The sequence below is a fragment of the Brevibacillus sp. DP1.3A genome, from assembly GCF_013284245.2.
In the GTDB taxonomy this organism is placed as follows: Bacteria; Bacillota; Bacilli; order Brevibacillales; family Brevibacillaceae; genus Brevibacillus.
The window spans coordinates 272,501-298,306 of the sequence record NZ_CP085876.1; the positions used below are offsets into that span (position 1 = coordinate 272,501).

General features: G+C 46.4%; 23 protein-coding genes, 10 tRNA genes and 1 rRNA gene (1 of these 34 running past the window's edge). 22 read left to right on the forward strand and 12 right to left on the reverse strand.

Features of this window, described 5'->3' with window-relative positions; translation table 11 throughout:
• The 12 genes from HP399_RS01620 to rocF all read left to right on the forward strand — a co-directional run.
• A 23S ribosomal RNA gene (locus HP399_RS01620) occupies positions 1-1,759 on the forward strand (it extends 1,170 nt beyond the left edge of the window).
• A 50-nt stretch (positions 1,760-1,809) separates the two neighbouring features.
• Positions 1,810-1,885, forward strand: a tRNA-Asn gene (locus HP399_RS01625).
• Between the two features lie 6 nt (positions 1,886-1,891).
• A tRNA-Thr gene (locus HP399_RS01630) sits at positions 1,892-1,964 on the forward strand.
• Between the two features lie 22 nt (positions 1,965-1,986).
• Positions 1,987-2,060: transfer RNA gene (locus HP399_RS01635), tRNA-Glu, on the forward strand.
• Positions 2,061-2,146: 86 nt separating this feature from the next.
• Positions 2,147-2,222, forward strand: a tRNA-Val gene (locus tag HP399_RS01640).
• Between the two features lie 8 nt (positions 2,223-2,230).
• Positions 2,231-2,315, forward strand: a tRNA-Tyr gene (locus tag HP399_RS01645).
• Between the two features lie 20 nt (positions 2,316-2,335).
• Positions 2,336-2,410 (forward strand) — tRNA-Gln (locus HP399_RS01650).
• A 6-nt stretch (positions 2,411-2,416) separates the two neighbouring features.
• Positions 2,417-2,492 (forward strand) — tRNA-Lys (locus HP399_RS01655).
• Positions 2,493-2,512: 20 nt separating this feature from the next.
• Positions 2,513-2,589 (forward strand) — tRNA-Arg (locus tag HP399_RS01660).
• Positions 2,590-2,594: 5 nt separating this feature from the next.
• Positions 2,595-2,671 (forward strand) — tRNA-Pro (locus tag HP399_RS01665).
• Positions 2,672-2,679: 8 nt separating this feature from the next.
• Positions 2,680-2,753 (forward strand) — tRNA-Gly (locus tag HP399_RS01670).
• A 171-nt stretch (positions 2,754-2,924) separates the two neighbouring features.
• The gene (rocF, locus tag HP399_RS01675) at positions 2,925-3,821 is read left to right on the forward strand and encodes an arginase (protein ID WP_173621399.1); all 897 of its coding nucleotides are present in this window, start codon (positions 2,925-2,927) and stop codon (positions 3,819-3,821) included.
• Positions 3,822-3,914: 93 nt separating this feature from the next.
• On the opposite strand, the gene HP399_RS01680 is transcribed toward rocF, so the two are convergent.
• A complete protein-coding gene (locus HP399_RS01680; RefSeq protein ID WP_007725277.1) occupies positions 3,915-4,073 on the reverse strand; it encodes an aspartyl-phosphate phosphatase Spo0E family protein in 159 nt (52 codons plus the stop codon).
• A 169-nt stretch (positions 4,074-4,242) separates the two neighbouring features.
• On the opposite strand from HP399_RS01680, the gene sigW reads away from it, so the two are divergent.
• The 6 genes from sigW (at position 4,243) to glmS (ending at position 11,322) form a co-directional block, all read left to right on the forward strand.
• Complete coding sequence (gene sigW, locus HP399_RS01685) at positions 4,243-4,806, forward strand: RNA polymerase sigma factor SigW (RefSeq protein WP_007725279.1); 564 nt, start codon at positions 4,243-4,245, stop codon at positions 4,804-4,806.
• Positions 4,807-4,823: 17 nt separating this feature from the next.
• Positions 4,824-5,447: a zf-HC2 domain-containing protein gene (locus HP399_RS01690; RefSeq protein WP_007725281.1), complete on the forward strand. Its 624-nt coding sequence runs from the start codon at positions 4,824-4,826 to the stop codon at positions 5,445-5,447.
• A 105-nt stretch (positions 5,448-5,552) separates the two neighbouring features.
• Positions 5,553-6,377 carry a diadenylate cyclase CdaA gene (cdaA, locus tag HP399_RS01695; RefSeq protein ID WP_007725283.1) on the forward strand — a complete coding sequence of 275 codons (825 nt, stop codon included), beginning with the start codon at positions 5,553-5,555 and terminating at the stop codon, positions 6,375-6,377.
• On the forward strand, positions 6,370-7,617 hold the full coding sequence (locus HP399_RS01700; RefSeq protein ID WP_173621397.1) for a CdaR family protein: 1,248 nt from the start codon (positions 6,370-6,372) through the stop codon (positions 7,615-7,617). The genes cdaA and HP399_RS01700 overlap by 8 nt, the downstream gene beginning before the upstream one ends.
• A 43-nt stretch (positions 7,618-7,660) precedes the next feature.
• Positions 7,661-9,007 carry a phosphoglucosamine mutase gene (gene glmM / locus HP399_RS01705; RefSeq protein ID WP_173621396.1) on the forward strand — a complete coding sequence of 449 codons (1,347 nt, stop codon included), beginning with the start codon at positions 7,661-7,663 and terminating at the stop codon, positions 9,005-9,007.
• Positions 9,008-9,489: 482 nt separating this feature from the next.
• Positions 9,490-11,322, forward strand: coding sequence for a glutamine--fructose-6-phosphate transaminase (isomerizing) (gene glmS, locus HP399_RS01710; RefSeq protein WP_173621395.1), 1,833 nt, complete (start codon positions 9,490-9,492; stop codon positions 11,320-11,322).
• Between the two features lie 317 nt (positions 11,323-11,639).
• On the opposite strand, the gene HP399_RS01715 is transcribed toward glmS, so the two are convergent.
• Both HP399_RS01715 and HP399_RS01720 read right to left on the reverse strand, forming a co-directional pair.
• The gene (locus HP399_RS01715) at positions 11,640-12,029 is read right to left on the reverse strand and encodes a hypothetical protein (protein WP_173621394.1); all 390 of its coding nucleotides are present in this window, start codon (positions 12,027-12,029) and stop codon (positions 11,640-11,642) included.
• Positions 12,030-12,311: 282 nt separating this feature from the next.
• Complete coding sequence (locus HP399_RS01720) at positions 12,312-13,187, reverse strand: LysR family transcriptional regulator (RefSeq protein WP_173621393.1); 876 nt, start codon at positions 13,185-13,187, stop codon at positions 12,312-12,314.
• Between the two features lie 123 nt (positions 13,188-13,310).
• On the opposite strand from HP399_RS01720, the gene HP399_RS01725 reads away from it, so the two are divergent.
• Entirely contained in the window at positions 13,311-13,730 is a 420-nt protein-coding gene (locus HP399_RS01725; protein WP_173621392.1) for an SgcJ/EcaC family oxidoreductase, read from the forward strand.
• A 319-nt stretch (positions 13,731-14,049) separates the two neighbouring features.
• On the opposite strand, the gene HP399_RS01730 is transcribed toward HP399_RS01725, so the two are convergent.
• On the reverse strand, positions 14,050-14,202 hold the full coding sequence (locus HP399_RS01730; RefSeq protein ID WP_255653910.1) for a hypothetical protein: 153 nt from the start codon (positions 14,200-14,202) through the stop codon (positions 14,050-14,052).
• Between the two features lie 187 nt (positions 14,203-14,389).
• Between HP399_RS01730 and HP399_RS01735 the strand changes: the two genes are divergently transcribed.
• Positions 14,390-14,956, forward strand: a complete 567-nt coding sequence (locus tag HP399_RS01735) for a TetR/AcrR family transcriptional regulator (protein WP_173621391.1) — start codon at positions 14,390-14,392, stop codon at positions 14,954-14,956.
• A 237-nt stretch (positions 14,957-15,193) separates the two neighbouring features.
• Here the strand turns inward: HP399_RS01735 and glpQ are convergent, their stop codons facing one another.
• The 4 genes from glpQ to HP399_RS01755 form a co-directional block, all read right to left on the reverse strand.
• On the reverse strand, positions 15,194-16,300 hold the full coding sequence (glpQ, locus tag HP399_RS01740; RefSeq protein WP_173621390.1) for a glycerophosphodiester phosphodiesterase: 1,107 nt from the start codon (positions 16,298-16,300) through the stop codon (positions 15,194-15,196).
• 302 nt (positions 16,301-16,602) lie between these two features.
• Entirely contained in the window at positions 16,603-16,899 is a 297-nt protein-coding gene (locus HP399_RS01745; RefSeq protein WP_173621389.1) for a putative quinol monooxygenase, read from the reverse strand.
• Positions 16,900-16,930: 31 nt separating this feature from the next.
• On the reverse strand, positions 16,931-17,572 hold the full coding sequence (locus tag HP399_RS01750) for a nitroreductase family protein (RefSeq protein ID WP_173621388.1): 642 nt from the start codon (positions 17,570-17,572) through the stop codon (positions 16,931-16,933).
• A gap of 27 nt (positions 17,573-17,599) precedes the next feature.
• The gene (locus HP399_RS01755) at positions 17,600-18,019 is read right to left on the reverse strand and encodes a MarR family winged helix-turn-helix transcriptional regulator (protein ID WP_007723602.1); all 420 of its coding nucleotides are present in this window, start codon (positions 18,017-18,019) and stop codon (positions 17,600-17,602) included.
• 620 nt (positions 18,020-18,639) lie between these two features.
• Between HP399_RS01755 and HP399_RS01760 the strand changes: the two genes are divergently transcribed.
• Positions 18,640-18,957 (forward strand): hypothetical protein, encoded by a 318-nt coding sequence (locus tag HP399_RS01760; RefSeq protein ID WP_173621387.1) that lies wholly within the window; start codon positions 18,640-18,642, stop codon positions 18,955-18,957.
• Positions 18,958-19,263: 306 nt separating this feature from the next.
• Here the strand turns inward: HP399_RS01760 and glpT are convergent, their stop codons facing one another.
• Positions 19,264-20,628: a glycerol-3-phosphate transporter gene (gene glpT, locus HP399_RS01765; protein WP_173621386.1), complete on the reverse strand. Its 1,365-nt coding sequence runs from the start codon at positions 20,626-20,628 to the stop codon at positions 19,264-19,266.
• A gap of 449 nt (positions 20,629-21,077) precedes the next feature.
• Here glpT and HP399_RS01770 point away from each other — a divergent pair, with 449 nt between their 5' ends.
• Positions 21,078-22,598, forward strand: coding sequence for a chitinase (locus HP399_RS01770; RefSeq protein ID WP_173621385.1), 1,521 nt, complete (start codon positions 21,078-21,080; stop codon positions 22,596-22,598).
• 112 nt (positions 22,599-22,710) lie between these two features.
• Here HP399_RS01770 and HP399_RS01775 read toward each other — a convergent pair whose 3' ends face one another.
• From HP399_RS01775 to HP399_RS01785, 3 genes are all read right to left on the reverse strand, one after another.
• Positions 22,711-23,547 (reverse strand): IS3 family transposase, encoded by an 837-nt coding sequence (locus tag HP399_RS01775; protein ID WP_228088537.1) that lies wholly within the window; start codon positions 23,545-23,547, stop codon positions 22,711-22,713.
• The gene (locus HP399_RS01780; RefSeq protein ID WP_228088307.1) at positions 23,463-23,861 is read right to left on the reverse strand and encodes a helix-turn-helix domain-containing protein; all 399 of its coding nucleotides are present in this window, start codon (positions 23,859-23,861) and stop codon (positions 23,463-23,465) included. The genes HP399_RS01775 and HP399_RS01780 overlap by 85 nt, the downstream gene beginning before the upstream one ends.
• A gap of 124 nt (positions 23,862-23,985) precedes the next feature.
• Entirely contained in the window at positions 23,986-25,608 is a 1,623-nt protein-coding gene (locus HP399_RS01785; protein ID WP_173619918.1) for a family 10 glycosylhydrolase, read from the reverse strand.
• Positions 25,609-25,806: the final 198 nt, after the last annotated feature.

The following is a 25,806-nucleotide window of genomic DNA, read 5'->3' on the forward strand; positions in this document are numbered from 1 at the left end:
AAAATGTAACGGGGCTAAACGTATCACCGAAGCTATGGCAGTCCTTACGGACTGGGTAGGGGAGCGTTCCAAGCAGCAGTGAAGCCGTACTGGAAAGAGCGGTGGAGCGCTTGGAAGTGAGAATGCCGGTGTAAGTAGCGAAAAGACAAGTGAGAATCTTGTCCACCGAAAGCCTAAGGTTTCCTGGGGAAGGCTCGTCCTCCCAGGGTTAGTCGGGACCTAAGCTGAGGCCGAAAGGCGTAGGCGATGGACAACAGGTTGATATTCCTGTACCACCTCTGTTCCGCTTGAGCAATGGCGTGACGCAGGAGGATAGGGTGAGCGGCCTACTGGATGGCCGTCCAAGCAGTGAGTGTGGTGTGTAGGCAAATCCGCACACCGATAAGCATGAGCTGTGATGGCGAGGGAAATTTAAGTACCGAAGTCCCTGATTTCACACTGCCAAGAAAAGCGTCTAGCGAGGAACAAGGTGCCCGTACCGCAAACCGACACAGGTAGGCGAGGAGAGAATCCTAAGGTGCGCGGGATAACTCTTGCTAAGGAACTCGGCAAAATGGCCCCGTAACTTCGGGAGAAGGGGCGCCTCGGTAGGGTTAATAGCCCGAGGGGGCCGCAGTGAAAAGGCCCAAGCGACTGTTTAGCAAAAACACAGGTCTCTGCGAAGCCGCAAGGCGAAGTATAGGGGCTGACGCCTGCCCGGTGCTGGAAGGTTAAGGGGATGAGTTAGCGCAAGCGAAGCTTTGAACCGAAGCCCCAGTAAACGGCGGCCGTAACTATAACGGTCCTAAGGTAGCGAAATTCCTTGTCGGGTAAGTTCCGACCCGCACGAAAGGCGTAACGACTTGGGCGCTGTCTCGGCAAGAGACCCGGTGAAATCATAATACCTGTGAAGATGCAGGTTACCCGCGACAAGACGGAAAGACCCCATGGAGCTTTACTGTAGCCTGGTATTGGAACTTTGTGCATCATGTACAGGATAGGTGGGAAGCTGAGAAGCAGGGGCGCCAGCCTCTGTGGAGCTGTCGGTGGGATACCACCCTTGATGTACGGAGTTTCTAACTCGTCGCCCTTATCGGGCGAGAGGACCATGCCAGGTGGGCAGTTTGACTGGGGCGGTCGCCTCCTAAAAGGTAACGGAGGCGCCCAAAGGTTCCCTCAGAATGGTCGGAAATCATTCGTAGAGTGTAAAGGCAGAAGGGAGCTTGACTGCGAGACCTACAAGTCGAGCAGGGACGAAAGTCGGGCTTAGTGATCCGGTGGTTCCGCATGGAAGGGCCATCGCTCAACGGATAAAAGCTACCCTGGGGATAACAGGCTTATCTCCCCCAAGAGTCCACATCGACGGGGAGGTTTGGCACCTCGATGTCGGCTCATCGCATCCTGGGGCTGAAGTAGGTCCCAAGGGTTGGGCTGTTCGCCCATTAAAGCGGTACGCGAGCTGGGTTCAGAACGTCGTGAGACAGTTCGGTCCCTATCTGTCGCGGGCGTAGGAAGTTTGAGGAGAGCTGTCCTTAGTACGAGAGGACCGGGATGGACGCACCGCTGGTGCACCAGTTGTCACGCCAGTGGCACAGCTGGGTAGCTATGTGCGGACGGGATAAGCGCTGAAAGCATCTAAGCGTGAAGCCCCCTCCAAGATGAGACTTCCCACAGCGCAAGCTGGTAAGACCCCTCATAGACGATGAGGTTGATAGGTTCGGTGTGGAAGCGCGGTAACGCGTGGAGCTGACGAATACTAATCGGTCGAGGACTTATCCACACACTTAGCAATCATGCGTATTCAGTTTTGAAGGAACAAACCTTCAATGTTCCTCGGTAGCTCAGTTGGTAGAGCAATCGGCTGTTAACCGATCGGTCGGCGGTTCGAGTCCGTCCCGAGGAGCCATATTATGCTCCTGTAGCTCAGTCGGTAGAGCGTTTCCATGGTAAGGAAGAGGTCGCAGGTTCGATTCCTGTCGGGAGCATCTGAAGTAATCTTATGAAAATGGCCCGTTGGTGAAGCGGTTTAACACAGCAGCCTTTCACGCTGTCATACAGGGGTTCGAATCCCCTACGGGTCACCTAAAAACACCTTAACGACTGTTAAGGTACCTACAGAGTTACCAGAGTATGCTAAGAAGCATACTCGTCACTTTGTCAGGGATTTGGAGGCTTAGCTCAGCTGGGAGAGCATCTGCCTTACAAGCAGAGGGTCGGCGGTTCGATCCCGTCAGCCTCCACCATAAAAAATGGGGAGATAGTGAAGTGGCTAAACACGGCAGACTGTAAATCTGCTCCCTCCGGGTTCGGCGGTTCGAATCCGTCTCTCCCCACCATTTTTTATTTTGCGGGTTGTTGGGGTATAGCCAAGCGGTAAGGCAACGGACTTTGACTCCGTCATTCCTAGGTTCAAATCCTAGTACCCCAGCCATTTTGCGAGCCATTAGCTCAGTTGGTAGAGCATCTGACTTTTAATCAGAGGGTCGAAGGTTCGAGTCCTTCATGGCTCACCAGTTTTTTAAAATCATAATAGGTGCCCTTAGCTCAGCTGGATAGAGCGTTTGACTACGAATCAAAAGGTCGGGAGTTCGAATCTCTCAGGGCACGCCACTTATCGGGAAGTAGCTCAGCTTGGTAGAGTACTTGGCTTGGGACCAAGGGGTCGCAGGTTCGAATCCTGTCTTCCCGACCATTTTTTATGCGGGTGTAGTTCAATGGTAGAACTCCAGCCTTCCAAGCTGGTCGCGTGGGTTCGATTCCCATCACCCGCTCCATATGCTTTTTAGAAACGAGAAACCGACATGGTTGCTCGTTTTTTTGTGTTTTTGACAAAGCTTGTCCGACAGGTTATTTATGCAAAATCATGTCGAGTTGAGTCATTTTGCTTTCCGGGGCTACAATATAGGAGTAGAGAATGAATGAACGAAGGAAAGGGTGGCACTTCTATGAACAAAAACATGAGCATTGTTGGTGTACCGATGGATCTAGGTGCAGACCGCCGCGGAGTTGATATGGGACCTAGCGCTATCCGTTATGCAGGTGTTGTAGCACGCCTGGAAAAGATGGGTTTCAATATTGAAGACCGAGGAGATATTTTTGTAACGCGTCCTCACCACTTCACCGAGACGGAAAACCATAAATACCTGGATGAAGTCGTGGAAGCCAATGAAAAGCTTGCCAATGTTGTAAGCGATATCATGACTGCTGGTCGATTCCCGCTCGTATTGGGTGGCGATCACAGTATTGCCCTTGGAACCATAGCTGGTGTGGCTAAGCACGTAAAAAACCTGGGCGTGATTTGGTTTGATGCTCATGGTGATTTAAATACGGGTGCCACTTCTCCATCGGGAAATATTCACGGTATGCCTTTGGCAGCGAGCTTGGGGTATGGGCATGAGCGTCTGACGAACATTGGGGGGTATACACCGAAGGTAAAGGCAGAAAACGTGGTTATTATCGGTGCGCGTGATCTGGATCAAGGTGAGCGTGAATTGATCAAGCGTATTGGGATGAAGGTTTTCACCATGCATGAAATTGATAAATTGGGTATGGCTCGAGTCATGGATGAAGCAATCGCGTATGTGTCCAAAAACACAGATGGCGTGCATTTGAGTCTCGACTTGGATGGACTTGATCCACACGATGCTCCGGGAGTAGGGACGCCAGTAATAGGTGGTATCTCCTATCGTGAAGGGCATGTCTCATTGGAAATGCTGGCAGATGCGGATATTCTTTGTTCTGCAGAATTCGTAGAGGTCAACCCGATTCTTGACCGAGAAAACATGACAGCTCGCGTTGCAGTCGCTTTGATGAGTTCCGTTTTTGGTGATAAATTACTGTAAAATAAATGAAGAAGATCATGAAAAAAGAGAGGCTTTTGGCCCTCTTTTTTTGTTTTTCCGCATCTTTACATTGATGGGGGAAAGCTGTACATTCTAAGGATGGAGTCGAAGTTTATTTAATAGCTGGTCCAGTTGTACACTCAGCGTAACTAATTCTGGAGTAATGCAGGCTTGTTTTTTGTACTGATCGTTGAGTTCTTTTCGCAGCATTTCAATCTCGAGGAGAACGTCTTTTTTTGACAATCGTTGCACTCTCCTTTCCACCCGTGAGATAAATGAGCTATCATTACTTATATATAGAGGAAAGCAAACGCTTATTCCTCTATTTCCCAACAAATTATCTGCACAAACACAAGATTAAAAATGAAACCATATGCAGTATCATCCGTATATAGGATTACGGTATTGTGGGGAGGATCGCATGGATTTTGTAGAGAAACGGTTGACTCAGCGGGCAAAACGCGGAGACCGTGAAGCTTTTGCGGAGTTAATCGAGATTTATAAAGACAAGATATTTCAGCTCGCATATCGTATGGTGGGAAACCGTCAGGATGCAGAGGACATCGCGCAGGAAACATTTTTGCGTGTCTATGCCAATTTGCATTCATACGATGACAACTATAAGTTCTCCACGTGGATCTACAGGATCGCGACCAATCTATGTATCGACCGTGGCCGGAAAAAACGACCTGACTTTTCATTGGATGAAGAAACCGAACCAGGGCAAGGCCTGGACTGGTATTCACGCCTGTCTTCTAACGAGCGAACACCGGAGGACAAAGTCGTAACGCAGGAGCTGCAGGAGACGGTGCAAGATGCTTTGTCTCACTTACAGCCCAAATATCGCTCGATTATGATCTTGCGTTATATCGAGGATTTGTCGTTGCAGGAGATCAGCGATATCGTAAAGCTTCCCATAACGACAATCAAGACGCGTATTCACCGAGGAAGGGAAGCATTACGCAGCAAGTTGCGATTGATGTGAGAAAGGAGAAAATCACGATGGAATGCCGGGATATGATTTGCCTCATCCACGAATATCTAGATGGGGACACTGATGAATTAGCCAATCTGCAATTGCAAACACACATAAAGTCTTGTGTGAGTTGTCGCCAGCATATGCATGAGTTGCAGAGAGCCATCGCTTTTGTTCAAAGCGCTTCACATATTCATGTCTCTTCTGATTTTACAGCTCGTGTACTTGCGCAATTGCCTGCGCCGACGAAAGCGAATCTGTTATCAGGATGGCTTCGTAATCATCCGTTTTTGACAGCTGCAGCGGTATTTCTCTTTTTGATGACCGGCAGCGTATTCAACAGTTGGTTTGATCGGGATGACACACTACAAGTATCCTCTGCTAATTTGGATAAATTAAAAATAGATCGTGAACGCAATGTCGTAGTTGTACCAGCAGGAACCAATATTGATGGAGACTTGGTTGTCCGCAACGGAAACGTAGATGTTCGAGGCCATGTAACAGGAAATGTTGTGGCCATTGAAGGAAAAGTGTTCGTGGCATCTACCGCCCAAGTCGTGGGAAATACCGAATCGATCGAAGCAATCGTAGATTGGATTTGGTATGAGGTGAAAAATATTGGAAATGACTTGCTTCCGATCTTGCCATAAGAGAAAATAGAGAGTACAGCTATCAGAGCACGGCAGTGGAGCCGTGCTTTTTCCGCAGGAGATAGACTGACTTCATTAGATGGAGCGAGATATGGGGGCTTCGTTATGATATCGATATCCATGGATTATGGGGATTTGCTACGGTATGCAACGGATATTTTACTCGTTACATACGTGTTCTATAAAATCATTATGCTTATACGCGGGACGCGCGCTGTACAATTGCTGAAGGGGATTATGGTCATCGTCATCACATGGTTCCTCAGTAAATATTTTCAGCTGACGGCACTACACGCGCTGATGAATCAAGCTTTTACATTCGGGGTTTTGGCGGTCGTCATCATCTTCCAGCCGGAGTTGCGTCGAGCACTGGAGCAGCTTGGTCGAGGCAAGCTTTTTTCCCGTTCAAGCAGTACGCAGGATGACGAGGCGGTTAGCCGCTTGGTTCAAGAGGTGGGCAAATCGGTTACGTACATGGCCAAGCGTCGTATTGGTGCGTTGATCGTCATTGAGAGAGAGACGGGTCTAAATGATTACGTGGAAACGGGTATTGGTATTAACGGGCGAGTCAGCTCAGAGCTGTTGATTAATATTTTCATCCCGAATACACCGTTGCACGATGGTGCAGTCATTATGCGAAAAGACATGATTATGGCTGCTGCCTGTTATCTTCCACTGTCTGAAAACAATTCCATCTCCAAAGAGTTGGGGACGCGCCATCGAGCGGCAATAGGGTTAAGTGAGGTTTCCGATGGCATTGCGATCATCGTATCTGAAGAGACTGGTCAGGTGTCCTTTGCTGCACATGGAGCAATGAATCGCAATCTGACGGAGGCGCAACTGGCAGAGATGCTGACAGAACAGCTTCAGCCTCTGTCCAAAGGCAAATCCATGGGAAGTCGTTGGCAATGGAGGCGAAAACATGGATAAATGGTTAAACAGTCACTGGTTTGCACGTGCTGTTGCGTTGCTTTTGGCTATCATGACGTGGATGATTGTCAATCTGGAAGCCGAACAAACGACGACTCCTGAGGCAAGTCAGCCAACTTTTATTGATAGTGTCAATTTGCATGTGAAATACGATACCGATCGTTATCAAGTGGTTAAGCAGCAACGAACAGTAAAGGTCGCCTTGGAAAGCAATAATCCTTTTTATCGACACAATTTCTTCCCAGAGGAATCGTGGGAAGTGTATGTCGATGCGACGAGCCTGGGCAAAGGAACACATCGTGTACCTGTCCAGTACAAAGGATTCCCGGATGAAGTCAAGGTAGGGATCATCCCGAATATCGTGGAAATTACCTTGGAAGAGAAAAAGACCGTTGAGCGTGAAGTTTCCGTGGAGAAATTGGGACAGGTCGCCCCTGGTTACACGGCTGGAGAGCCTATTGTGAAGCCGTTTAGAGCACTTGTAAGGGTACCTGAAAGCCAAGTGAATAAGGTAGCAGCAGTTAAGGCTTCGGTTGACCTGGAAGGAGCTACTTCGGCAATCAAGACAACGGTTCCGCTCAAAGTCGTGGACAAGTCTGGTAACGTGATTCAAGGGGCAGATGTGGTGCCACTTACGGTAGAAGTGAACATCCCCGTAACGAGTCCGTTTGCCAAAGTGCCAATCAAATTAAACTTGACGAATGAATTACCGAATGGCTATAGTTTGGCTAGTATGGGTATGAATGTGGAAGAGGTCACGGTCTATGGACCGAAGGAAGTCATTGATGGCATCAAATCCAACACATACCCAGGCCCGGAAATCGATCTAGGCAACATTACATCAGATCGCGACATAGAGTTAAAGATACCGTTAATGGATAATATCGTGAAGGTCGAGCCGGAGTATGTGACCGTATCGCTGAAAGTCGTTTCATCAACGACCAAGCGTTTGGATAAGATTCCGATTCGCATTAGCGGGCTATCAGAAAGCATGGAAGCAAAGGTACTATCCACCGATGGCCAGGAGATGTCTACAATCGACTTCGACGTGATCGGCGCACCAGACGTGCTGAATCAGTTGAGGCATGAAGACTTGCAGGTCGTAGCAGATGTCAGCAATATGCCGGCGGGTGTATACGAAGTACCATTGAATTACATCTTCAATCAGTCGGAGTATATCAAGACTTCTGCGGGCGCACCGAAAAAGGTCACAATTCAAATCACGAACAAGCAAAGGTAGACATAAGCTGTTGTGTGCACAAGGAAGGAAATGAGGGACAATCATGGGGAAGTATTTCGGAACAGACGGTGTACGCGGTGTAGCAAATACACAACTGACACCCGAACTGGCATTTAAAATCGGACGTGTTGGCGGTTACGTTCTCACCAGACACAAGCAGGAAGGGAAACCAAAAGTGGTGATTGGGCGCGATACGCGCATTTCCGGTCAAATGCTGGAAAACGCACTTTTGGCTGGACTGTTATCGGTTGGAGCAGAAGTGGTCAGATTGGGTGTTATCTCCACCTCGGGGGTAGCGTATCTCACACGTGCACTTGGTGCAGATGCGGGTGTTATGATCTCCGCCTCTCACAATCCGTTTCCGGATAACGGAATCAAGTTCTTCGGCAGCAACGGTTTTAAACTGTCCGACGAAGTGGAAGCTGAAGTAGAACAGTATTTGGACGCGGCAGAGGATACTATGCCTCGACCAACAGGCGAACAAATCGGGACGGTTCTGGAATTCCTGGAGGGTGGACAAAAGTACCTCTCTCACTTGAAGAGTACCGTATCTGAGCGATTTGATGGTCTGAAGGTAGTCCTGGACTGTGCAAATGGTGCTGTCTCATCATTGGCAGCTCGCCTGTTTGCGGATGTGGACGCTGAAGTGATCACGATTGGTGCGAATCCGAATGGAATCAACATCAATGACCAGTGCGGTTCAACGCATCCTGAACGTCTAGTAGAAGAAGTTTTGAAGCATAAAGCTGACTTGGGTCTTTCCTTTGATGGGGACGCGGATCGCTGCATTGCAGTAGATGATAATGGTGAAATCATCGACGGCGACTATATTATGGCGATCTGTGCACGAGCACTCAAGGCAAAAGGAAAGCTCAACAACAATACAGTTGTTACGACCGTAATGGCCAACATGGGCTTCTTCAAAGGGATGGAGGAGTGCTCCATCAATACGACGAAGACTGCTGTAGGGGATCGCTATGTAGTAGAAGAGATGCTGCGCGGCGGCTATAATCTCGGTGGCGAACAGTCCGGTCATATCGTCTTCCTGGACTACAATACGACAGGAGACGGTCTGTTAACGGGTCTGCAGCTCTTGAACATCATCAAGGAGTCTGGCAAGCCGTTGTCCGAGCTCAAACAGGTGATGGTCAAGTATCCGCAGCTTCTGATCAATGTCCGTGTAGAGGACAAGTCAAAGCTGAATGGCAATGAAGCTATTGCACAGGCCATCCGTGAAGTGGAAGAAGATTTGGCTGGCAATGGTCGCGTTCTGGTTCGTCCGTCCGGAACAGAGCCAATCGTACGTGTCATGGCAGAAGGTCCAGATGCGTCACAATTGGAAGGGCTCGTGAATCGGATCGTTGACGTGGTCAAACAAGAACTGGTGTAAAATTAGTGTAAAAAGTTGCAGGGAGCGGTTTCTATGCCGCTCCCTTTTGCATACAACTAAAATACGAAGACGAGATATTGTCGCTCTTCACAAACTGTGGTACAGTGTTCATGTGCCCAAGCACAAAGAAAGAAAAAAATGGGAGGGATTGTGCAAAAAAGAACAAGCATCGTAAATCAAATGCATATCATTGAAAAGCGCCAGCACTGAGGCTGCCCGACATGGAGCCCAGTGGACGAGGTGGAGGTTTATCGAAGGATTCGGCGGATACCTCCCGGCAGCAGTATCACTGCCGCAGAGCGCAGGGACAAAACATCAGGGTGATCTGATGGACAAAACCTTGTGTGTGATACGTTTTTTTCCATTGCCGAAATAGTTGAAACAGCATGATCATATAAAAAACATGGAATGGCGGGGGACTCACCCCCGTACCATTGTTCGGGTCGAAGTCCCTCGCCAATTTGGAAGGGGACCATACACTTATGTGCGGAATCGTTGGATATATTGGAAATAGACAAGCGCAAGACATCGTGATCGGAGGACTTCGCAAGCTGGAGTATCGCGGCTATGATTCAGCAGGGGTCGCTGTCGTGAATGCAAACGGATTGGAGTACTCAAAAGCTCAGGGGCGTCTGGCAGTTCTGGAAGGCCGTTTGGAGTCGAATCCATTGTCTGGTTCTATGGGAATCGGGCATACACGTTGGGCGACACACGGAAAACCGTCTGACGAGAACTCCCACCCACATACAGACGAGAAATCTGCTTTTGCAGTCGTTCACAACGGGATTATCGAAAACTTCCTGCCATTGAAAGAAGAGCTGCTGGCAAAAGGCTACACGTTCACTTCTGAGACAGATACCGAGGTTATCGCTCACTTGCTCGCGGACATGTACGATGGCGATATTGTTTCTACAGCGCGTCGTGCTGTGCAACGCATGCGTGGTGCCTATGCATTGGGAATCATGACGGAGCACGAGCCAGATAAGCTGGTAGCGATTCGTTTGGCTAGCCCGCTAGTAGTTGGTGTGGGTCAAGGCGAGAGCTTTATCGGTTCGGATATCCCGGCTATTTTGGAGCATACACGTGACGTGTACATTTTGAACGAAGGCGAAATGGCTGTGTTGACTCGTGATGGTGTGGAACTGATGAACGCAGAGACCGGAGAGAAAATCGAGCGGGAACTGTTCCATGTCGAGTGGGATCTGGTACAAGCGGAAAAAGGCGGATATGAATCCTTCATGCTCAAGGAAATGCACGAGCAGCCTCAAGCTGTTCGCGATACCATGGGTGCCCGCATTGACGAGGACAACAAGCGAGTGATTTTGCCTGAGTTGAAAATGAGCGATGCGGAACTGGCGACATACGATCGCATCTACATCGTGGCATGCGGTACTTCCATGCACGCAGGTCTCGTCGGTAAGGATGTTATCGAAAAATGGACTCGCGTACCTGTAGAGGTAGCAGTCGCTTCCGAGTTCCGTTACCGTGATCCGATCTACACAGACAAGACACTGATGATCGTCATCAGCCAATCTGGTGAGACAGCAGACACGCTGGCTGCGCTGCGTGAGGCGAAGAAGAGCAACGTGAAGGTGTTGGCTATCACCAACGTGGTAGGCAGCTCTGTAGCTCGTGAAGCTGACGAAGTGATCTTTACGTGGGCTGGTCCGGAAGTAGCGGTAGCATCTACGAAAGCATACACCTCCCAAGTCGTTGCCCTGTACTTGTTCAGCCTGTATTTGGCTCAAGTAAAAGGCACCATGGCGGCTGTTGAGGTTGCGGAAGTCGTTGATCACCTGAGCGAGATCCCTGGCAAAATCGCTTCCATGCTGAATGACGATGATCAGATTCGTCGCTTTGCAGAGGGCACAAAAGAGGTAAGCAGCCTGTTCTTCATCGGCCGCAGCCTCGACTATGCGGTATCGCTGGAAGGCTCTCTGAAGCTGAAAGAAATCTCCTACATTCACTCCGAGGCGTATCCAGCTGGTGAGCTGAAGCACGGTACACTTGCGCTGATTGAAGATAATGTTCCAGTTGTAGCTTTGGCTACGCAACCAGACATCTACGAAAAAACGGTAAGCAATATCGTGGAAGTAAAAGCTCGCGGCGCTCATGTACTGGGCTTTGCGACTGAAGGCAACCACGACCTGGCGAAGAGTGTTGATGAGGTTATTTACATGCCAGCCACACTGCCAATGCTCACACCGATTCTGACCGTCATTCCATTGCAATTGCTTGCCTACTACGCTTCTGTCGCTCGCGGCCTTGATGTGGATAAACCACGGAACTTGGCGAAGAGTGTGACGGTTGAGTAAGGGTTGAAGGGAATAAGAACATCCTGTTCAGTTGTTCGTTGACATTAGAGTAAGTAAATTTACATTAGACTTGGTAAATAGTATAAAGTTTTTCTTTGATTAAAGTCATGTTAATAAGTCGAGTGAAATTCAGGTATGCACATCTGTTTTTCCTCGGCTTATTTTTATTTTTAAGCCATATATTTATTGAAACAAAGTGTTAGGTGGAATATTGTCTGTACCAGAGTGCAAATTAGGCACTCTGCAATTTCCAAACCCCGCCACAAGCTCTATCAGAGTCGAGGCGGGGTTTAACGGTATAACGTACTTTTTAACTTCTATGGTTCCTCATTTGCAAACATCTCCAACGTAGCTATAAGAATGTCTTTCTTTTTAGTATAGTAGTCTAAATATGGAGAACCTATTATCGCCGCACCTTCAATCATTGAACAAAAATCATAAACAGGTATAGGGCGTCCGATTCCTAGGGCAGCTCCTACTGTCGATAGTAATGCCAGTAAACGAACCGGGTTCCATTCCCATTCGAAGAGTTGAAGAAGTTGGATGGCACTAGAAGCTCTTTTCGTTTGCTCGATCGTATATACTTCGGGGAATCGCCCATCCGTCTTGTAGGCATGGAAAAACTCGTTGTAGTAAGCTTCTGCTGCGAAATCGATATCGCGGTACATTTCTCTAAAATCCGTGTAAGGTTGACTTTCATTCTTCATTACTGCCACACCAACCTTTCTTATAGGATGAAGTCATTGTATCAGGAAAAATTGATAGTAATAGAGTAAAAACAAACCTCAACCCTCACAATTATGTGAGCGAAGGGGTTTGTTTCAGTTTTTAGAAGTAGACATCCTAATCAAGTGGGCATAGCTAATGCTCTTTTTTATTAACTGTTCACTACGGCGTTAAACTAATGGGCAGATTAGTTCAATAATAACCAAATCGAGGTGGACATTGCCGGGATTAGATTATCTCGTCGATTCACAGATAGAGAATGACTAATTTGTCTTACAGAAAAATTCCGTTACGAACTCTAAGAATTTTCTAGCTGCTACAGATAAATATCGTGATTCAAGCCAAATGAACTTATAATTACGTTTCATACTGTGGTCATGAATCTTTAATAAAGTGAGTGGAGAGTCAGAGCTTCGTCCGCACTCACCTACAAGAGCGACACCAACGCCGGCCCGGACAAGACTCGCAATAGCAGAAGGCTCATTTACCCTGCATATATATTTAGGATGAATTCCAGCCTCTCCAAAAAAGATATCGTTCAGTGGTTGATAAAATTGCCCCTCATTGTAACCAATGAAAGCTTCAGTAGCAGCTTCTGCCAAAGAAATGATCTGTCGGTCTGAGAATCGATGGTTAGGAGAAACAGCAAGGTATACTTCTTCCTCCAGGACATGGGAGGAGCACACTCCAGCATTTTGCGTAGGTAACGCTGTGAGACATATGTCCACTTCTCCACTCAGAAGAAGAGGCTCCAGCTCCATCATAGAAACTTGGGTTATTCGGAAATCGGTTTTCGGGTATTGGGATAGAAAGTCAGCAAGTGGCCTAGACAGGAGCTCGACGCTCGTAACCGCTAAGTGAACACTGCCCGAATACAACCCAGAAAGTTCTTCAATTTCTTTCCTTCCATCTTCCAATGCGTTTAAAGCAATTTCTACCTTTCGAAGGAACGTTTTACCAAACGTGTTTAATCTAATATTTCTCCCCTGGCGGTCAAAGAGGGGGACACCAAGATCTTCCTCAAGTCGAGCGATTATTTTGCTTAATGCGGGTTGAGCAATTTGCAGTTCTTCGGCTGCTTTGGTCATATGTTGAATTCTAGCGATAGTACGAAAGTAATGTAAATGTGAAGTATCCATGATTACCTCCATTTATATACGATTTAGCATGATACTCATGAAAATCATGTATTAGATATTATTGATATTATGTTATAGTATCAGGTTTAACAATTGAAGTAAGCAATAAAGGGAGGAATTTCTATGGTATACAAAGAAGAGGAACCATTGGAGCATGATCGCGAACTTATCAAACATGTAGTTAATGAAATGGAGACAGCGTTTAATCGGCACGATGCAGATGCGTTAGACAGCCATTTCACACAAAACGCCACTTGGGTGAATGTAATGGGTGAAAAGTTGTCGGGTTGGGATGAAATAAATAAAGTGCACAAAATCGTCTTGACAGGTCCTTTAAGTAATTCTTATAGCAAATATACTGTTGACAGCATCTCGTTCATTAATTCCAATGTAGCTGTTGTTCATGTCCGTCAATATTCAACAACTTCCGATGGTAAACGAATTGGCGGAGGGCAAGAAAGCATTGCTATCTACGTAATGGTCAAGGAAACGAAAGTTTGGAGGCTAGCAGCAGGACAAAACACACTTCTAAAATCCGTCTAACTAGATATTGTGAGTTAAGCTAACGGGTTTCGTTAGTTCCATAACAACAGCGGTAGTCTAAGCCTTTATTTTCAGGTCTTAGGTCGCCGCTGTTTCATTTATTGGGTTCAGTCTTAAACTAAACCAGCTAATAGTATATAAACATTTTCCAACTAGCAATGCCGATGACTTTAAACGGTTTCCTTCAATGTGTTTCTATCTTAAAACTCATCTAGTTTCTTATTCCGTTAACTCCTGATATCACATCAGACAGCCATATATAAAGCATTCGATGGAAGCCGGATTCCCTATCCGCCTCAATAGCGGTATTGGGACAAGTTCAGAAACGTCGGCAGCCTTTCCTGTTGTCACAGAGACTGCCGAGCGGCCACAGCCAGGCAGATCTGACACTTTTCACCGCAGCGTCCTTCCACTTTTCTATCATGGTGTAGTGATATTCTTGCTCTGTGCTTTTCAGAAGGGTGTATCCCACATTTCCTTTTTCAGCTTGGCTTGCAGCAACCAGGGTTTTGGCCGTTTGAAGAAAGCGGCCATGGACTCGTGTTTGAAGAGAAGGAAAAGTTTAACATCGAGATCCTGAAGTTTTTAGAAGCTTAAGTAAAACCAGATTTTCACGCACCTTTTTTGCCGCTTAAGGTTGTTTTGGGAAGAGGTGGGGTATGAGCAGAAATAAAAGTTTTGAAATTCCAAAAGTACTGGATCTGGCAATCGACGTGTTTTGGCATAAAGGGTATGTGGGTTGTTCTATGCAGGATTTGGTGGAGCAGCTTGGACTTAGCCGAAGCAGCATTTATGAGACGTTTGGAAGTAAAGAGGACTTGTACCTTCAGGCGCTGGAGCGTTACGACCGGCAATCCAAACAGATACTGGCGGCTATCTTGTATGAACAAGGGCCGGCGAAAGAACTTCTGCTGCGCTATTTTCACGAGGTCATCGAATATACGCGTCGCAGAAGTTGCTTTATGGTGAATGCCTCGTTAGAGCTGGCAGCTTCCCACCCGGAGGTATTTAAGCGGGTCCAAGCCAATATGGCTGAGAACGAGGAAGCCTTTTACCAACTGTTGGAACGTGCGGTGCAGACCGGTGAGCTGAAGGGAACCTGGAATTTGAAAGCATTGGCCCAATACCTGGTTAATGTTATGCACGGGATTACGGTGACCACGGTAACCGCGGAACGTGAAATGCTGGACAATATTGTGCGCAGTTCGCTTTACTTTCTGCCGTGAGGAAGAGCCACAAGAGTAAACAAGATAAAGAGCTGTACGGCTGGAGCTGGACTTCGGCGTGCAGCTCTTTTGGTTTATATAGATCCGTTTAGCTCGACATTCTCCCGAGTGGTCCATAGTATCTCTGCTATGTCCCAAAAAAGAATCCCCCAATTATTAACGCCGGTAATCCTTAGCGTACAGGATACCGGCGTTTTAGTGTTACTGAGGTGTTTTCAAGTTACTTTGCGGTCTGTGTCAGTTACGCTGGTACTGTGACATTTTGCTTTGGTACTCCGCTCTTCGTAAAAAATCAACGGCACGGTCAGGGAAGTCCGTAAACACCCCGTCAACTCCTGCTGTGAAGTAGAACTGATCGAGCAGCTCCTCGAAGCTTGCTGCATAGGCAGGGATTTGTCCTTTATCCGCTCGGAAGGTGTATGGATGCACGTCCAGGTCAGCTTCATGAGCCTCTTTGACAAGATTGGTAATGATCAGGTGGTCTCTCGTCGACTCTTCTTTGATGATCATCGGCTTCCATGGCCCTACGCCGTCTGCGTATTTCGCAATTTCTTTCATCGCCCCTTTTTCAAACATCCAATCGTAGTTGTAGGGAACTGCCTTACCGTTTTCATAGATCATGGTTTCGTTCCAGCCGGTTTCTGCCATGAGCTGTACAAGCTTCACGTTCATATTCAATTGTGGATAGAGTTCCGTGCGAATCCGTTTTGCTTCATTGGGGTCGAAAGTCTGTATGTACGCTTTGTCATTCTTGGACACATAGCCGTACTTTTTCAACACCTGCAGCACTGCGAGGCTGATGTCCTTTCCTTCGTGTCTGTGGAACCAAGGAGCTTTGATCTCAGAATAGATCCCTACGTTACGACCTGTGCTTTTGTTCATACCCTGGATCAGTTCAATCTCTTCTTCCAGGGTGTGAACATTGAAGCTAGATTTCCAGAGAGGGAAGCGATCCGGATAGTCTTGCACTTGCTTGCCGTTTTCCACTGTGAAGACCTCTGTTGTTTTCAGTTTCTTGATCTCGTCAAGAGTGAAATCAATAACGTAGTACCTGCCGTCTTTTCGTTTTCGATCAGGGTAGACCTCCGCTACATTGGTTACGCTGTCCAGATAATGGTCGTGCATGATGAGCAGTTTGTTGTCCTTTGTCATGACCACGTCTTGTTCGATGTAGTCGACTCCCATCGCGTAAGCCATCGCTTTTGCGGGCAGCGTATGTTCCGGCAAGTATGCGCTCGCTCCACGGTGGGCGATGACAATCTTATCCGCTTCGGCAAAGGATACGCTTCCAAAGCTTGTTGTAATAGCGAGAGCGGCTACCAGGGATGTAACCAGTTTTTTCATGTTCTTCCTCCTCCATTTGGATGAAAAAAAGATCCACAAATTTCATTGGTAGGTTATACCATACCAAATGAAATATTGTGAATCTCCTGATCTCCATCACAAAAATATTATATTGTTTACTAATGTAAGGGATAAAGAAAGCGCTGTCAATAAATTGTTGGCGGCTGCCCTCTTAAAGCAGAAATTTGATATTCCATAACGAAAATTTCTCTTTCACGGCAGCGTCTTTCCTCCCTACAAAAAAACAGCAAGGCTGATCGCAGGACCAACCTTGCTGTTTTTCCGTCATCACGAAATACAAATTACAACTTCACAGGCTCTCCTGCGAATACTTCCAATTCCATGGCTCCTGCAAAAAAGGAAGGAGCTTCCTTCACAAAAGCCTGAAAATGAGCGCTTGCATTGTGGGCCGCTACTGCGGCAGCGTCCTGCCACTTTTCTACCATGGTGTAGTGATATTCTTGCTCTGTGCTTTTCAGAAGGGTGTATCCTACATTGCCTTCTTCAGCTTGGCTTGCAGCAACCAGGGCTTTGGCCGCTTGAAGGAAGGCTTCTTCCTGTGCGGGTATCACTTGCAGATGGGCATGTATAATAAGCATGGTTCTCTACCTTTCTTCCAACGAATTTGAATTATTTCCAGGTTGTCACTGTCTCAACAGGGAGACGGTAAGAGGGGTGTCCTTCCTTGGCTGCTTTCCCGATACTGATCAGCATGATCGGTTGATAGCGATCCTTGTCCAAATCAAACGCTTCTGCTATTTGATCCTTTTCATAGCCGCCGATAGGGTTCGTGTCATAGCCGAATGAACGGGCAACCAGCATCAATTGCATGGATACGAGACCGGCATCGATAAAATTGACATCCCGCAGGTCAGAAGCTGGTATATTGGCGTAATAAGGCTTCACGGCTTTCAGCTGCATGTCCTTCACTTCCTGCGGCATGTATCCGAGCTCGACAGCTTTTCCAAATATCTCATCCATATATTCCGCATTATCCATGTCGACGAATACGGCAATGACGGCGGAAGAGGTGAGTACCTGCGTTTTGTTGAAGCGTGCCAGCTCTGCAAGCTTTTCCTTCTCTTCTTGACTTTCGATAACCACAAAGCGCCAAGGCTGCATGTTGACTGAAGATGGAGCGCGTGTGGCTCCCGCTAGAATTTCAACCATTTCCTCGCGGCTGATTTTTATTTCAGGATCATAAAGTTTGACAGAACGACGACCAAACGTGATTTCACGAAAATCATTTGTTCTTTGTACGGTATTTATCATGTAAAAACAGACTCCTTTCTTGAACAATCAAATGTTGTTTTGCATCCGTTTGAGAAAATCAGTTAAGACCTGCGTTTCATCCTCGCTGAAGCCTTCCAGAATCTGCTGGATGAAATTTCGTTTCTCGCTTTTGTACCCTTCAATCCGATGATGTCCTTCTTCGGATAGACGAACGAAGGTTTCGCGGTTATCATTTGGATTTTTGTGTCTGGTCACCATGCCATCCGCTTCCAGTTGCTTCAGGTGGCGTGTAATGGCAGCACTGTCGATATTGATGTGCTTTTGTAGCTGGGACTGATTGATTTCGTTGCATTCACAAAGGATTTGCAAGATCGCGAGACGAGTAGAGCTGATTCCGGTACAGCGTTCGAACTTGGGACTTATTTTATTGGTTAATCCGATGAGCAGATTCAGTATTTGCTCCTCTTCAAATTCCTTGCGTGTCATGAAAAATGCCTCCCGGGGGCAATATGAATAGGAACTCAGTCATATATCCTCAAGCAATGACAACATACAGTCAGTTGAGCATGATAACTTGATAATATTTGACGCATCAATAATTGATACGTCAATTAATATAACATCTTATTTTATCGTTTGCAACATATGATCCCCGCAAAAGTCGCTGAGTTAACGGATGGATAGAAGGTACCGGTAAAAGTGGAGTTTAGCAAATAGGATAAAATCTTATGAGGGAACAAAGGATCGAGGTTGTTCGTTCAAGAAAAACAGCGGCAGTCTAGGTGGACTGGTGGCCGACTTAGCTCAAGACATGTGATTACTACTGGTTCTCTGGGAAAATCCACTTCTCACCATAACTCCTTATTAGGGGAACGTTTTCAATAGTTTCTTCTAATTCAACAGATTCAACACTGTTTACCGTCCCTCTAATAGACTGAATTGTTTTACATTGTAATCAGCTACTATATCACATGGATAGGTGTGCTTTTTTTATTTACCATTGTAACGCTAATTTGTTAGCAATCTCCATAATAACTAACATGCGTTTGAACTTCCAAAATAAAGGGAAAGGGTCTGTAGAGTTATAATCATAAGGAGAGATATCATTGCGCTATTTTATCTGGTTATTCCGTATCGTCATGCTATTAGTGGTTTTTAAAACAGGTTCAGACCTCAGTGGCTTACAAAGTAGTTACCGTTTTAATGTAGAACTTGGGGCTAATACTTCTGCTGTTCAAGCGACCCAACTTTCCAATGAGTATTTGTTAAAAGCCGTTAGTCAGCTTGGTATATTGGTGTGTGCTTTTATGGGGTACATCGTATTTGAATTTATGGCTCGACCAATAAGGCATTCAGAAAAGAAGGTCGAAAAGAAATTAGAAAGGACAGCTCCTGCTGTTGCTGCACCTACTCAAAAAAAGTAAGATAACACAAAGCCCACAAATTTGGGCTTTTTTATTTATTGTTACGTAATTTTGTCTGACCTCTCTTAACTTGGTTGCCGCCGGTCTTTCCACTCGTCAATCTCCCTCGGATCGATCTCGAGAACTTCGCAAATGTGCAAAGCTATCGTGACGGTCCTTAGAGTGTAAGATTTTTTCTCTATTTGGTAGAGGGGATGTTAATCCGTTGAGCTGGATTCTAGGAAGGAGTCCTGAAAAAACTGGTTATTCATGCCATAAAAAAGAAGGATAAAAATCACAACGATTTTCATCCTTCTTTTTGCTATTTTAATGATTTTTAACTACTTCCTGCCCCCGCACATTCCACGTAAGGGCAAAAACAAAAGCAGCCAATACGCACGAAGCTGTCAGCAACATAAATCCTGCATCCCAGCCGGATTTATCAACGATAACCCCCATCAATGCATTCGCTGTGACTGTACCGCCCAGGTAACCAAACAGACCGGTCAGCCCTGCAGCGGTTCCGGCAGCCTTTTTCGGAACAAAATCAAGGGCTTGCAAACCAATCAGCATGACTGGACCGTAAATCAGGAAACCGATAGCGATCAGGCAAATCATATCGACCACGGAATTTCCAGGTGGGTTGAACCAGTAGACCAGAACAGCGATCAATACGCCGAGCATAAAGACAAACCCTGCGGGTCCACGGCGGCCCTTGAACAATTTATCGGACAGCCAGCCGCACAGGAGCGTTCCCGGGATACCTGCCCATTCGTACAGGAAGTAGGCAACGCTCGACTTGTTCATATCAAAGCCTTTTTCCTCGCTCAAATAGGTTGGCGCCCAGTCCAGAACGCCGTAACGGACGAAGTAGACGAAGATGTTGGCAATCGCGATTGCCCAAACCCATTTATTGTTCAACACATATTTGAAAAGGATTTCTTTTGTCGAGAATTCTGTTTCAAACGTTTTCTTCGCCTTGTTTGGATAGTCATTGCGATATTCTTCAATAGGCGGCAGGCCGGCTGACTGCGGAGTATCGCGAATTAAGAAATACGTAATGAATGCAAAGACAATGGCAACCAGAGCAGGCAGGATAAACACGCCTTCATACCCGGAAGCGGTATTACCCGAAAGCCCGGTGAACATCGCTGCACCTGCAACAGCGAGAGGGGCCATCAAGCCTCCGCCAACGTTATGGGCTACATTCCAAATGGCTGTTTTGTTTCCTCTTTCACTTACACTAAACCAGTGTACGAGGACACGCCCGGATGGAGGCCAGCCCATTCCCTGGAACCAACCGTTCAGGAACAGCATTACAAACATGATCGTGACGGATGAGGTGAAGTACGGAACAACGCCCATCAGCAAACTAATAAGTGCAGAAAGAATCAAACCGGCAGGTAAGAACATTCGCGGGTTGCTTCGGTCTGAAAAAATGGCCATTACGAACTTGCTGATCCCGTAGGAAATCGAAATGGCAGATAACGCAAAACCGAGCTCTGTTTTTGTATATCCTTCTTCAATCAAATAAGGCATGGCGAGCGAGAAGTTTTTGCGGATGAGATAGTACGCCGCATAACCGATGAAGATTCCGAGAAACACCTGAAGCCTGAGCTTTTTATACTCAGAATCAATTTGTTCGTCAGGTAATCTGTCAATAGGCGGTGCAGGCTTAAACAGTTTGAGCATCTTATTCCTCCCCCTAAGTAATTTCTAACAAGGATGGCGATACGGTAAAAAAACCCATACCTTAATGGCGCTTTCAAAAATGAAAGTGCCAAAAAGTATGAGTCTCCGAATCTCCATCATAGTTAACTTGTCGTAAGTGTATTCTATTATTCTGTGAAAACGTTGTCAATGATGTTGTTTTGGGTTATTTTACCATAACTAACAAAGCGATAAATTCCTTTGCCGGAGAAAGATGCTTGTTATTGTAATATACATAGTTGATTCCGCGTTGAAACGTAGCCCTTCTAATCGGAATGGAGGTTTTTTTATGTGTATATTAATCAAAAAAATACATCTTTTCCAAATATAAGGATATCTTTATATTAGCTCATCTGTATGAGGGGGGTTAAGCAAAGATGTAAAGGACACTCTTTTTTTATTACAAGTAAAAATGAAGGAGGATTTGTTTGATGTATTTGATAAGAAAAACAGGATTTTTGGTAGTACTGTCGCTTATCTTAATCTTTTCTATATTCCCGCAGTCTACTAACGCCATGACACCGTGGACTCCCAACACCGTATACAAGTTAGGAGACGTGGTTACTTATCAAGGGCAAGATTACAAATGTACATTTGCCCATACATCGCTTGTCGGATGGGAACCGCCCAACGTACCGACACTGTGGCAACTGCAAGGTCCCTCTGCTCCCGATACCATTCCACCTACGTCCCCCGCAAATCTTAATGAAGTAGGGAAATCAAGTAGTTCGGTCAGCTTATCTTGGTCAGCTTCTACGGATAACATAGCTGTTCAGGAGTATCTCGTCTACAACGGAGATACACTCGCTGGTACATCGAATACAACATCCTATACCGTGACTGGGCTTCTAGCAAATACGACTTATTCATTCAAGATACAGGCAAAAGATGCCGCAGGCAATGTATCCCCACCCAGCGCCTCGATAACGGTAACAACTTTATCTAAATCCCCAACGGAACCGGTGTCCAAAAGAGTTTTGATTGGCTACTGGCATAATTTTGACAATGGATCTACGGTACTTAAGCTAAGAGATGTCTCAGATAAATACGATGTAATCAATGTTGCGTTCGCGGAACCAGTCGGTGGCGATCATGCGACAATGGGATTCGTGCCGTTCAATGCATCCGTTGAGGAATTTAAGTCAGATATCGCCTTTTTGAAATCAAAGGGGAAGAAGGTCCTCATCTCGATTGGCGGAGCGAATGGTACAGTAGAGCTGACGACGGAAGCTGCCAAACAAAGTTTTATTACCTCGATGACTTCGATCATTCAAACGTACGGATTTGATGGTATGGATATTGATCTGGAAGGAAGCTCCCTGTCGCTAAATGCAGGGGACACTGATTTTAGAAATCCGACAACGCCCAAAATTATAAACTTAATATCAGCGACTCAGATGATCACGAATACATTTGGCCCATCTTTCATTTTGACGATGGCGCCAGAAACGGCTTATGTCCAAGGAGGTTACGCTGCCTATGGTGGGCCGTGGGGCGCTTATCTGCCTGTGATTCATGCCCTTCGCGATCGAATGAATTATATCCACGTCCAACACTATAATTCTGGAGCGCTAGAAGCATTAGATGGTCGTACGTATCAACAAGGAACGGCTGATTTCCAAGTAGCGATGGCAGAAATGCTATTGAAAGGATTCCCTATCGGTCGTAATCCTAACAACATGTTTCCAGCCTTGAGGGAGAACCAAGTCGCTATCGGGTTGCCTTCTGCTCCAAGCGCTGCCGGGGGAGGGTATACGTCTCCTGCCGATATCCAGAAAGCCCTTCAATATTTGGTAAAGGGCACGTCTTTTGGAGGAACTTACAAACTCCAAAATCCAGCTGGTTATCCGCAGTTCCAAGGAGTTATGACCTGGTCTATCAACTGGGATGCTAGAAATAACTATTCGTTTGCCAATAATGTTCGCACTTCGCTTGATGCACTGAACCAGTAATGAGGGAATCTTCATGCAAAAAGAGAGCGACCAGAATTTAACTAAGAGTAAAACCTTCCCTAGGTTCTTGGTCAAGGCCCCGTTTAGTGGACAGTAAGAAAAACCCGGGCCGTTAGGCCACTAGCTGGCGTCTGAATTCAACAGGCGTCAGCTTTTTTAATTTTCTCTGCGGGCGATTTTTGTTGTAGAAGTCAATGTACTTCTCGATTCGCCTTTGTGCCTCATCGATACTTCGGATATCATAAGGATAGAGCCCTTCCGTTTTAAGATGCGAGAAGAAGCTCTCCATCGAGGCATTGTCATAACAGTTGCCTCTTCTAGACATGCTGATTTGGGCGCCAACCTTTGGCAGCATGTCGTGGTAAGCGTAGGACGTGTATTGGAATCCTTGATCGCTGTGAACGATCAGTCCAGTCACGTCTTTCGTCTTTTCAAAAGCTTTCTCAAAGGTCCGTAGGACCAATTGATTGTCGTTGCGAACATCCATGTGATAGGCCACGATTTCGTTATTAAACAAATCTTTAATAGCAGACAGGTAGAGCCAAGTATCCGAGACACGATACTGTGTGACGTCCGTTACCCACTTTTGATTGGGCACATCTGCTTTGAAATTACGCTGTAGAATATTTTGGGCAACTCGCCCCCCAACCGATGAAGCAAGGTGATAACGATACTTGCGACGTATTCGAGAACGGAGCCCCATTTCTTGCATGAGACGTAGTACCTTCTTATGATTGACCCACACCCCATGATCTTGCAGGAGAAATAGTTGGATTTGTCTATACCCATATTTACCGTGGTACTTCTTATACACAGCCTGGACTAAATCTTTCATAGACTTGTCCCGATCTATTCCTTGGCGTTTTAAGTATGCGTAGTATCCACTTCTTGAGACGCCAAACAGCTTACAGAGCTCACTGATGGTGTATTCTCCTGCTGCTTTCTTGATTGCGGCATACTTATGGACTGCACCTCCCGCATCCAGATTTCCAAGCACTTTTTTAGCATCTTATTCTCCCGCTTTAACTTTTCGATATATCTGTTTGCATCTATGTATTCTTCGCGACGGCCACGTTGATCTAGAAGACCAAACTCTCCGAGTTTCCTATACTTCCGCATCCAGACCTTTAGTCGGTCCTCATCATGAATTTTCAATTCTTCCATGATCACCCGTTTGGAAACACCCTTTAATCTCATCTGAATTGCTTGCAACTTAAGTTCTTCACTATAATGCTTAAACTTCTGCCCTTTCTTTGCTGGCATAAAAATACACCCCCTAAAGTTTTCATCGGTAAACCGCAGGGGTTTTTCCAATGTCTACTTTAAGGGGTGCACTTCATGTAGCGAGATGCTCTGCTACTATGGTTCGGGGGTTACTGTTATTTATTTAGCGGTTGTAATAACTGCTAAGAGCTGGAAGCAATCCTAATGGATTTTTCCGCAAGTCCTTGGCACTAAAGAAAATGCTGCCCTGAACCTGTGGAACCATCGCGTTGTAATTCAACTGGTTGATAATCTCCTGGGCACTCTGCCAGCCTGCCTCAGCCGTTCCCAGCTTGTAAGGGGAATGACCGATGTAGAGCTTGACGTTTGTCCCTTGTACTTCGTTTGCCCACCAAGAAACGAGCTTGTCGTATTGGGCAGGGGCGAAGGAAAAGCTCCAATAAATTTGCGGAGTCACATAATCGATCCATCCTTGTTGAATCCACGTGCGCACATCGGCAAACATGTGGTCATAAGCAGTAACGCCAGCTTTTGTATCGGAGCCGGTTGGATCGACGTTGCTGTTGCGCCATACACCGAATGGACTGATCCCGAACTGAACGTGAGGCTTGACGCTCTTGATGGACTGATTCAATTGTTGAACAAACTGATTGATATTATCGCGGCGCCAGTCTGCTTTGGACACGATTTTTTTGCTGTTGTAAGCCTTGAAAGCTGCATCGTCTGCAAAGGCGACATTGGAAGGATAGAAATAATCATCCAGATGGACACCATCGATGTCGTAGCGCTGCACGACTTCCATTACTTCATTGATAATTTGCTGACGTGCCGCCGGAACACCCGGATTGATGTACAGCTTTTTGTTTGCGTTCACAATCCAGTCAGGGTGTTGCTTGATCACGTGATTCGCTGGCAATTGGTCTGTTTTTGCATCCGTAGTGGCACGGAACGGGTTGAACCAAGCGTGGAATTGCATCCCGCGTCTATGCGTTTCTTCTACCATAAAGGCAAGCGGGTCGTAGCCAGGATCTTTCCCTGGAGTTCCCGTCAAAAATCTCGACCATGGAGTGAGTGTAGAAGGGTACAGAGCATCTCCAGATGGACGTACTTGCACGAAGGCAGCGTTCATTCCCATGGCTTGCAGCTCATCGAGCAGCTGTATGTATTCTTGTTGCTGTTTCGCTGGGTTTGCGTAAGAACCGGAAGATGGCCAGTCCAAGTTGTAGACCGTAGATATCCATACCCCGCGCAAATCTCCGTTTGTCACGACAGGTGTGCTTGGTTCCATTCCGCCAGTTTCACTCAATACATCCTGTGGTGGCGGAGTCATGGTAGCGACGTTGCCGCTTTGTAGGCGAATGGTTCTTGTTTTGTCTTCCCATTTTACCGCAAGGCCCAACTGCTCGGAGACAAAACGCAGCGGAACCATGATTCTTCCTTGTTTGTTCTGAACAGAAGCATCGAGTGGGATGCTGTTGTTGTTCACGAGAGCGTTCTTCTGATTAACCGTCATGGACAACAAGGTATCTTGTTTGCTGATCATTGCGGTTTGGGACTTTGGATCCCAATTTACTTCGGCTCCCAGATTTTCGCCGATCACTCGCATAGGGACCATCGTTACGTTTGCTTTTGGAATAATGTACGGAGCGACGTCACTTTTGATTTGTTGCCCGTCCAAATAGATGCTGATGCTAGAGGATGTCTGCGCGGCCTGCACGGATATCCCCATCGTTGGAATACATAGTACGAACATTAGCAAAAGCATAAACCACTTGCGTACTTTCATTTTTGCCAATCCTCCGACAAGATAGATTTGCTTAAAACTTTGGCTTATTATGCGCGTTCAAAAAGACGACTTTTTGAACTACCTCTAAAACGTTTGACGCTTTATTATATCGCTTTGTTTCGCTCAGGTGGGAAGTTTCGGCAAAAAATGACGAGACTCATCGAAGCAAGGGAACCAGCCAAGCTGCTCTGGCATAGG

What these genes read in the sequence shown, in the direction of transcription:
- glmS (WP_173621395.1), top strand. Translation starts at nt 9,490, where the DNA reads ATGTGCGGAATCGTTGGATATATTGGAAATAGACAAGCGCAAGACATC.
- rocF (WP_173621399.1), top strand. Translation starts at nt 2,925, where the DNA reads ATGAACAAAAACATGAGCATTGTTGGTGTACCGATGGATCTAGGTGCA.
- HP399_RS01690 (WP_007725281.1), top strand. Translation starts at nt 4,824, where the DNA reads ATGGAATGCCGGGATATGATTTGCCTCATCCACGAATATCTAGATGGG.
- glpT (WP_173621386.1), bottom strand. Translation starts at nt 20,628, where the DNA reads ATGCTCAAACTGTTTAAGCCTGCACCGCCTATTGACAGATTACCTGAC.
- HP399_RS01725 (WP_173621392.1), top strand. Translation starts at nt 13,311, where the DNA reads ATGGTATACAAAGAAGAGGAACCATTGGAGCATGATCGCGAACTTATC.
- HP399_RS01745 (WP_173621389.1), bottom strand. Translation starts at nt 16,899, where the DNA reads ATGCTTATTATACATGCCCATCTGCAAGTGATACCCGCACAGGAAGAA.
- glmM (WP_173621396.1), top strand. Translation starts at nt 7,661, where the DNA reads ATGGGGAAGTATTTCGGAACAGACGGTGTACGCGGTGTAGCAAATACA.
- HP399_RS01700 (WP_173621397.1), top strand. Translation starts at nt 6,370, where the DNA reads ATGGATAAATGGTTAAACAGTCACTGGTTTGCACGTGCTGTTGCGTTG.
- HP399_RS01720 (WP_173621393.1), bottom strand. Translation starts at nt 13,187, where the DNA reads ATGGATACTTCACATTTACATTACTTTCGTACTATCGCTAGAATTCAA.
- HP399_RS01785 (WP_173619918.1), bottom strand. Translation starts at nt 25,608, where the DNA reads ATGAAAGTACGCAAGTGGTTTATGCTTTTGCTAATGTTCGTACTATGT.
- HP399_RS01750 (WP_173621388.1), bottom strand. Translation starts at nt 17,572, where the DNA reads ATGATAAATACCGTACAAAGAACAAATGATTTTCGTGAAATCACGTTT.
- HP399_RS01770 (WP_173621385.1), top strand. Translation starts at nt 21,078, where the DNA reads ATGTATTTGATAAGAAAAACAGGATTTTTGGTAGTACTGTCGCTTATC.
- glpQ (WP_173621390.1), bottom strand. Translation starts at nt 16,300, where the DNA reads ATGAAAAAACTGGTTACATCCCTGGTAGCCGCTCTCGCTATTACAACA.
- sigW (WP_007725279.1), top strand. Translation starts at nt 4,243, where the DNA reads ATGGATTTTGTAGAGAAACGGTTGACTCAGCGGGCAAAACGCGGAGAC.
- HP399_RS01755 (WP_007723602.1), bottom strand. Translation starts at nt 18,019, where the DNA reads ATGACACGCAAGGAATTTGAAGAGGAGCAAATACTGAATCTGCTCATC.
- cdaA (WP_007725283.1), top strand. Translation starts at nt 5,553, where the DNA reads ATGATATCGATATCCATGGATTATGGGGATTTGCTACGGTATGCAACG.
- HP399_RS01715 (WP_173621394.1), bottom strand. Translation starts at nt 12,029, where the DNA reads ATGAAGAATGAAAGTCAACCTTACACGGATTTTAGAGAAATGTACCGC.
- HP399_RS01735 (WP_173621391.1), top strand. Translation starts at nt 14,390, where the DNA reads ATGAGCAGAAATAAAAGTTTTGAAATTCCAAAAGTACTGGATCTGGCA.
- HP399_RS01780 (WP_228088307.1), bottom strand. Translation starts at nt 23,861, where the DNA reads ATGCCAGCAAAGAAAGGGCAGAAGTTTAAGCATTATAGTGAAGAACTT.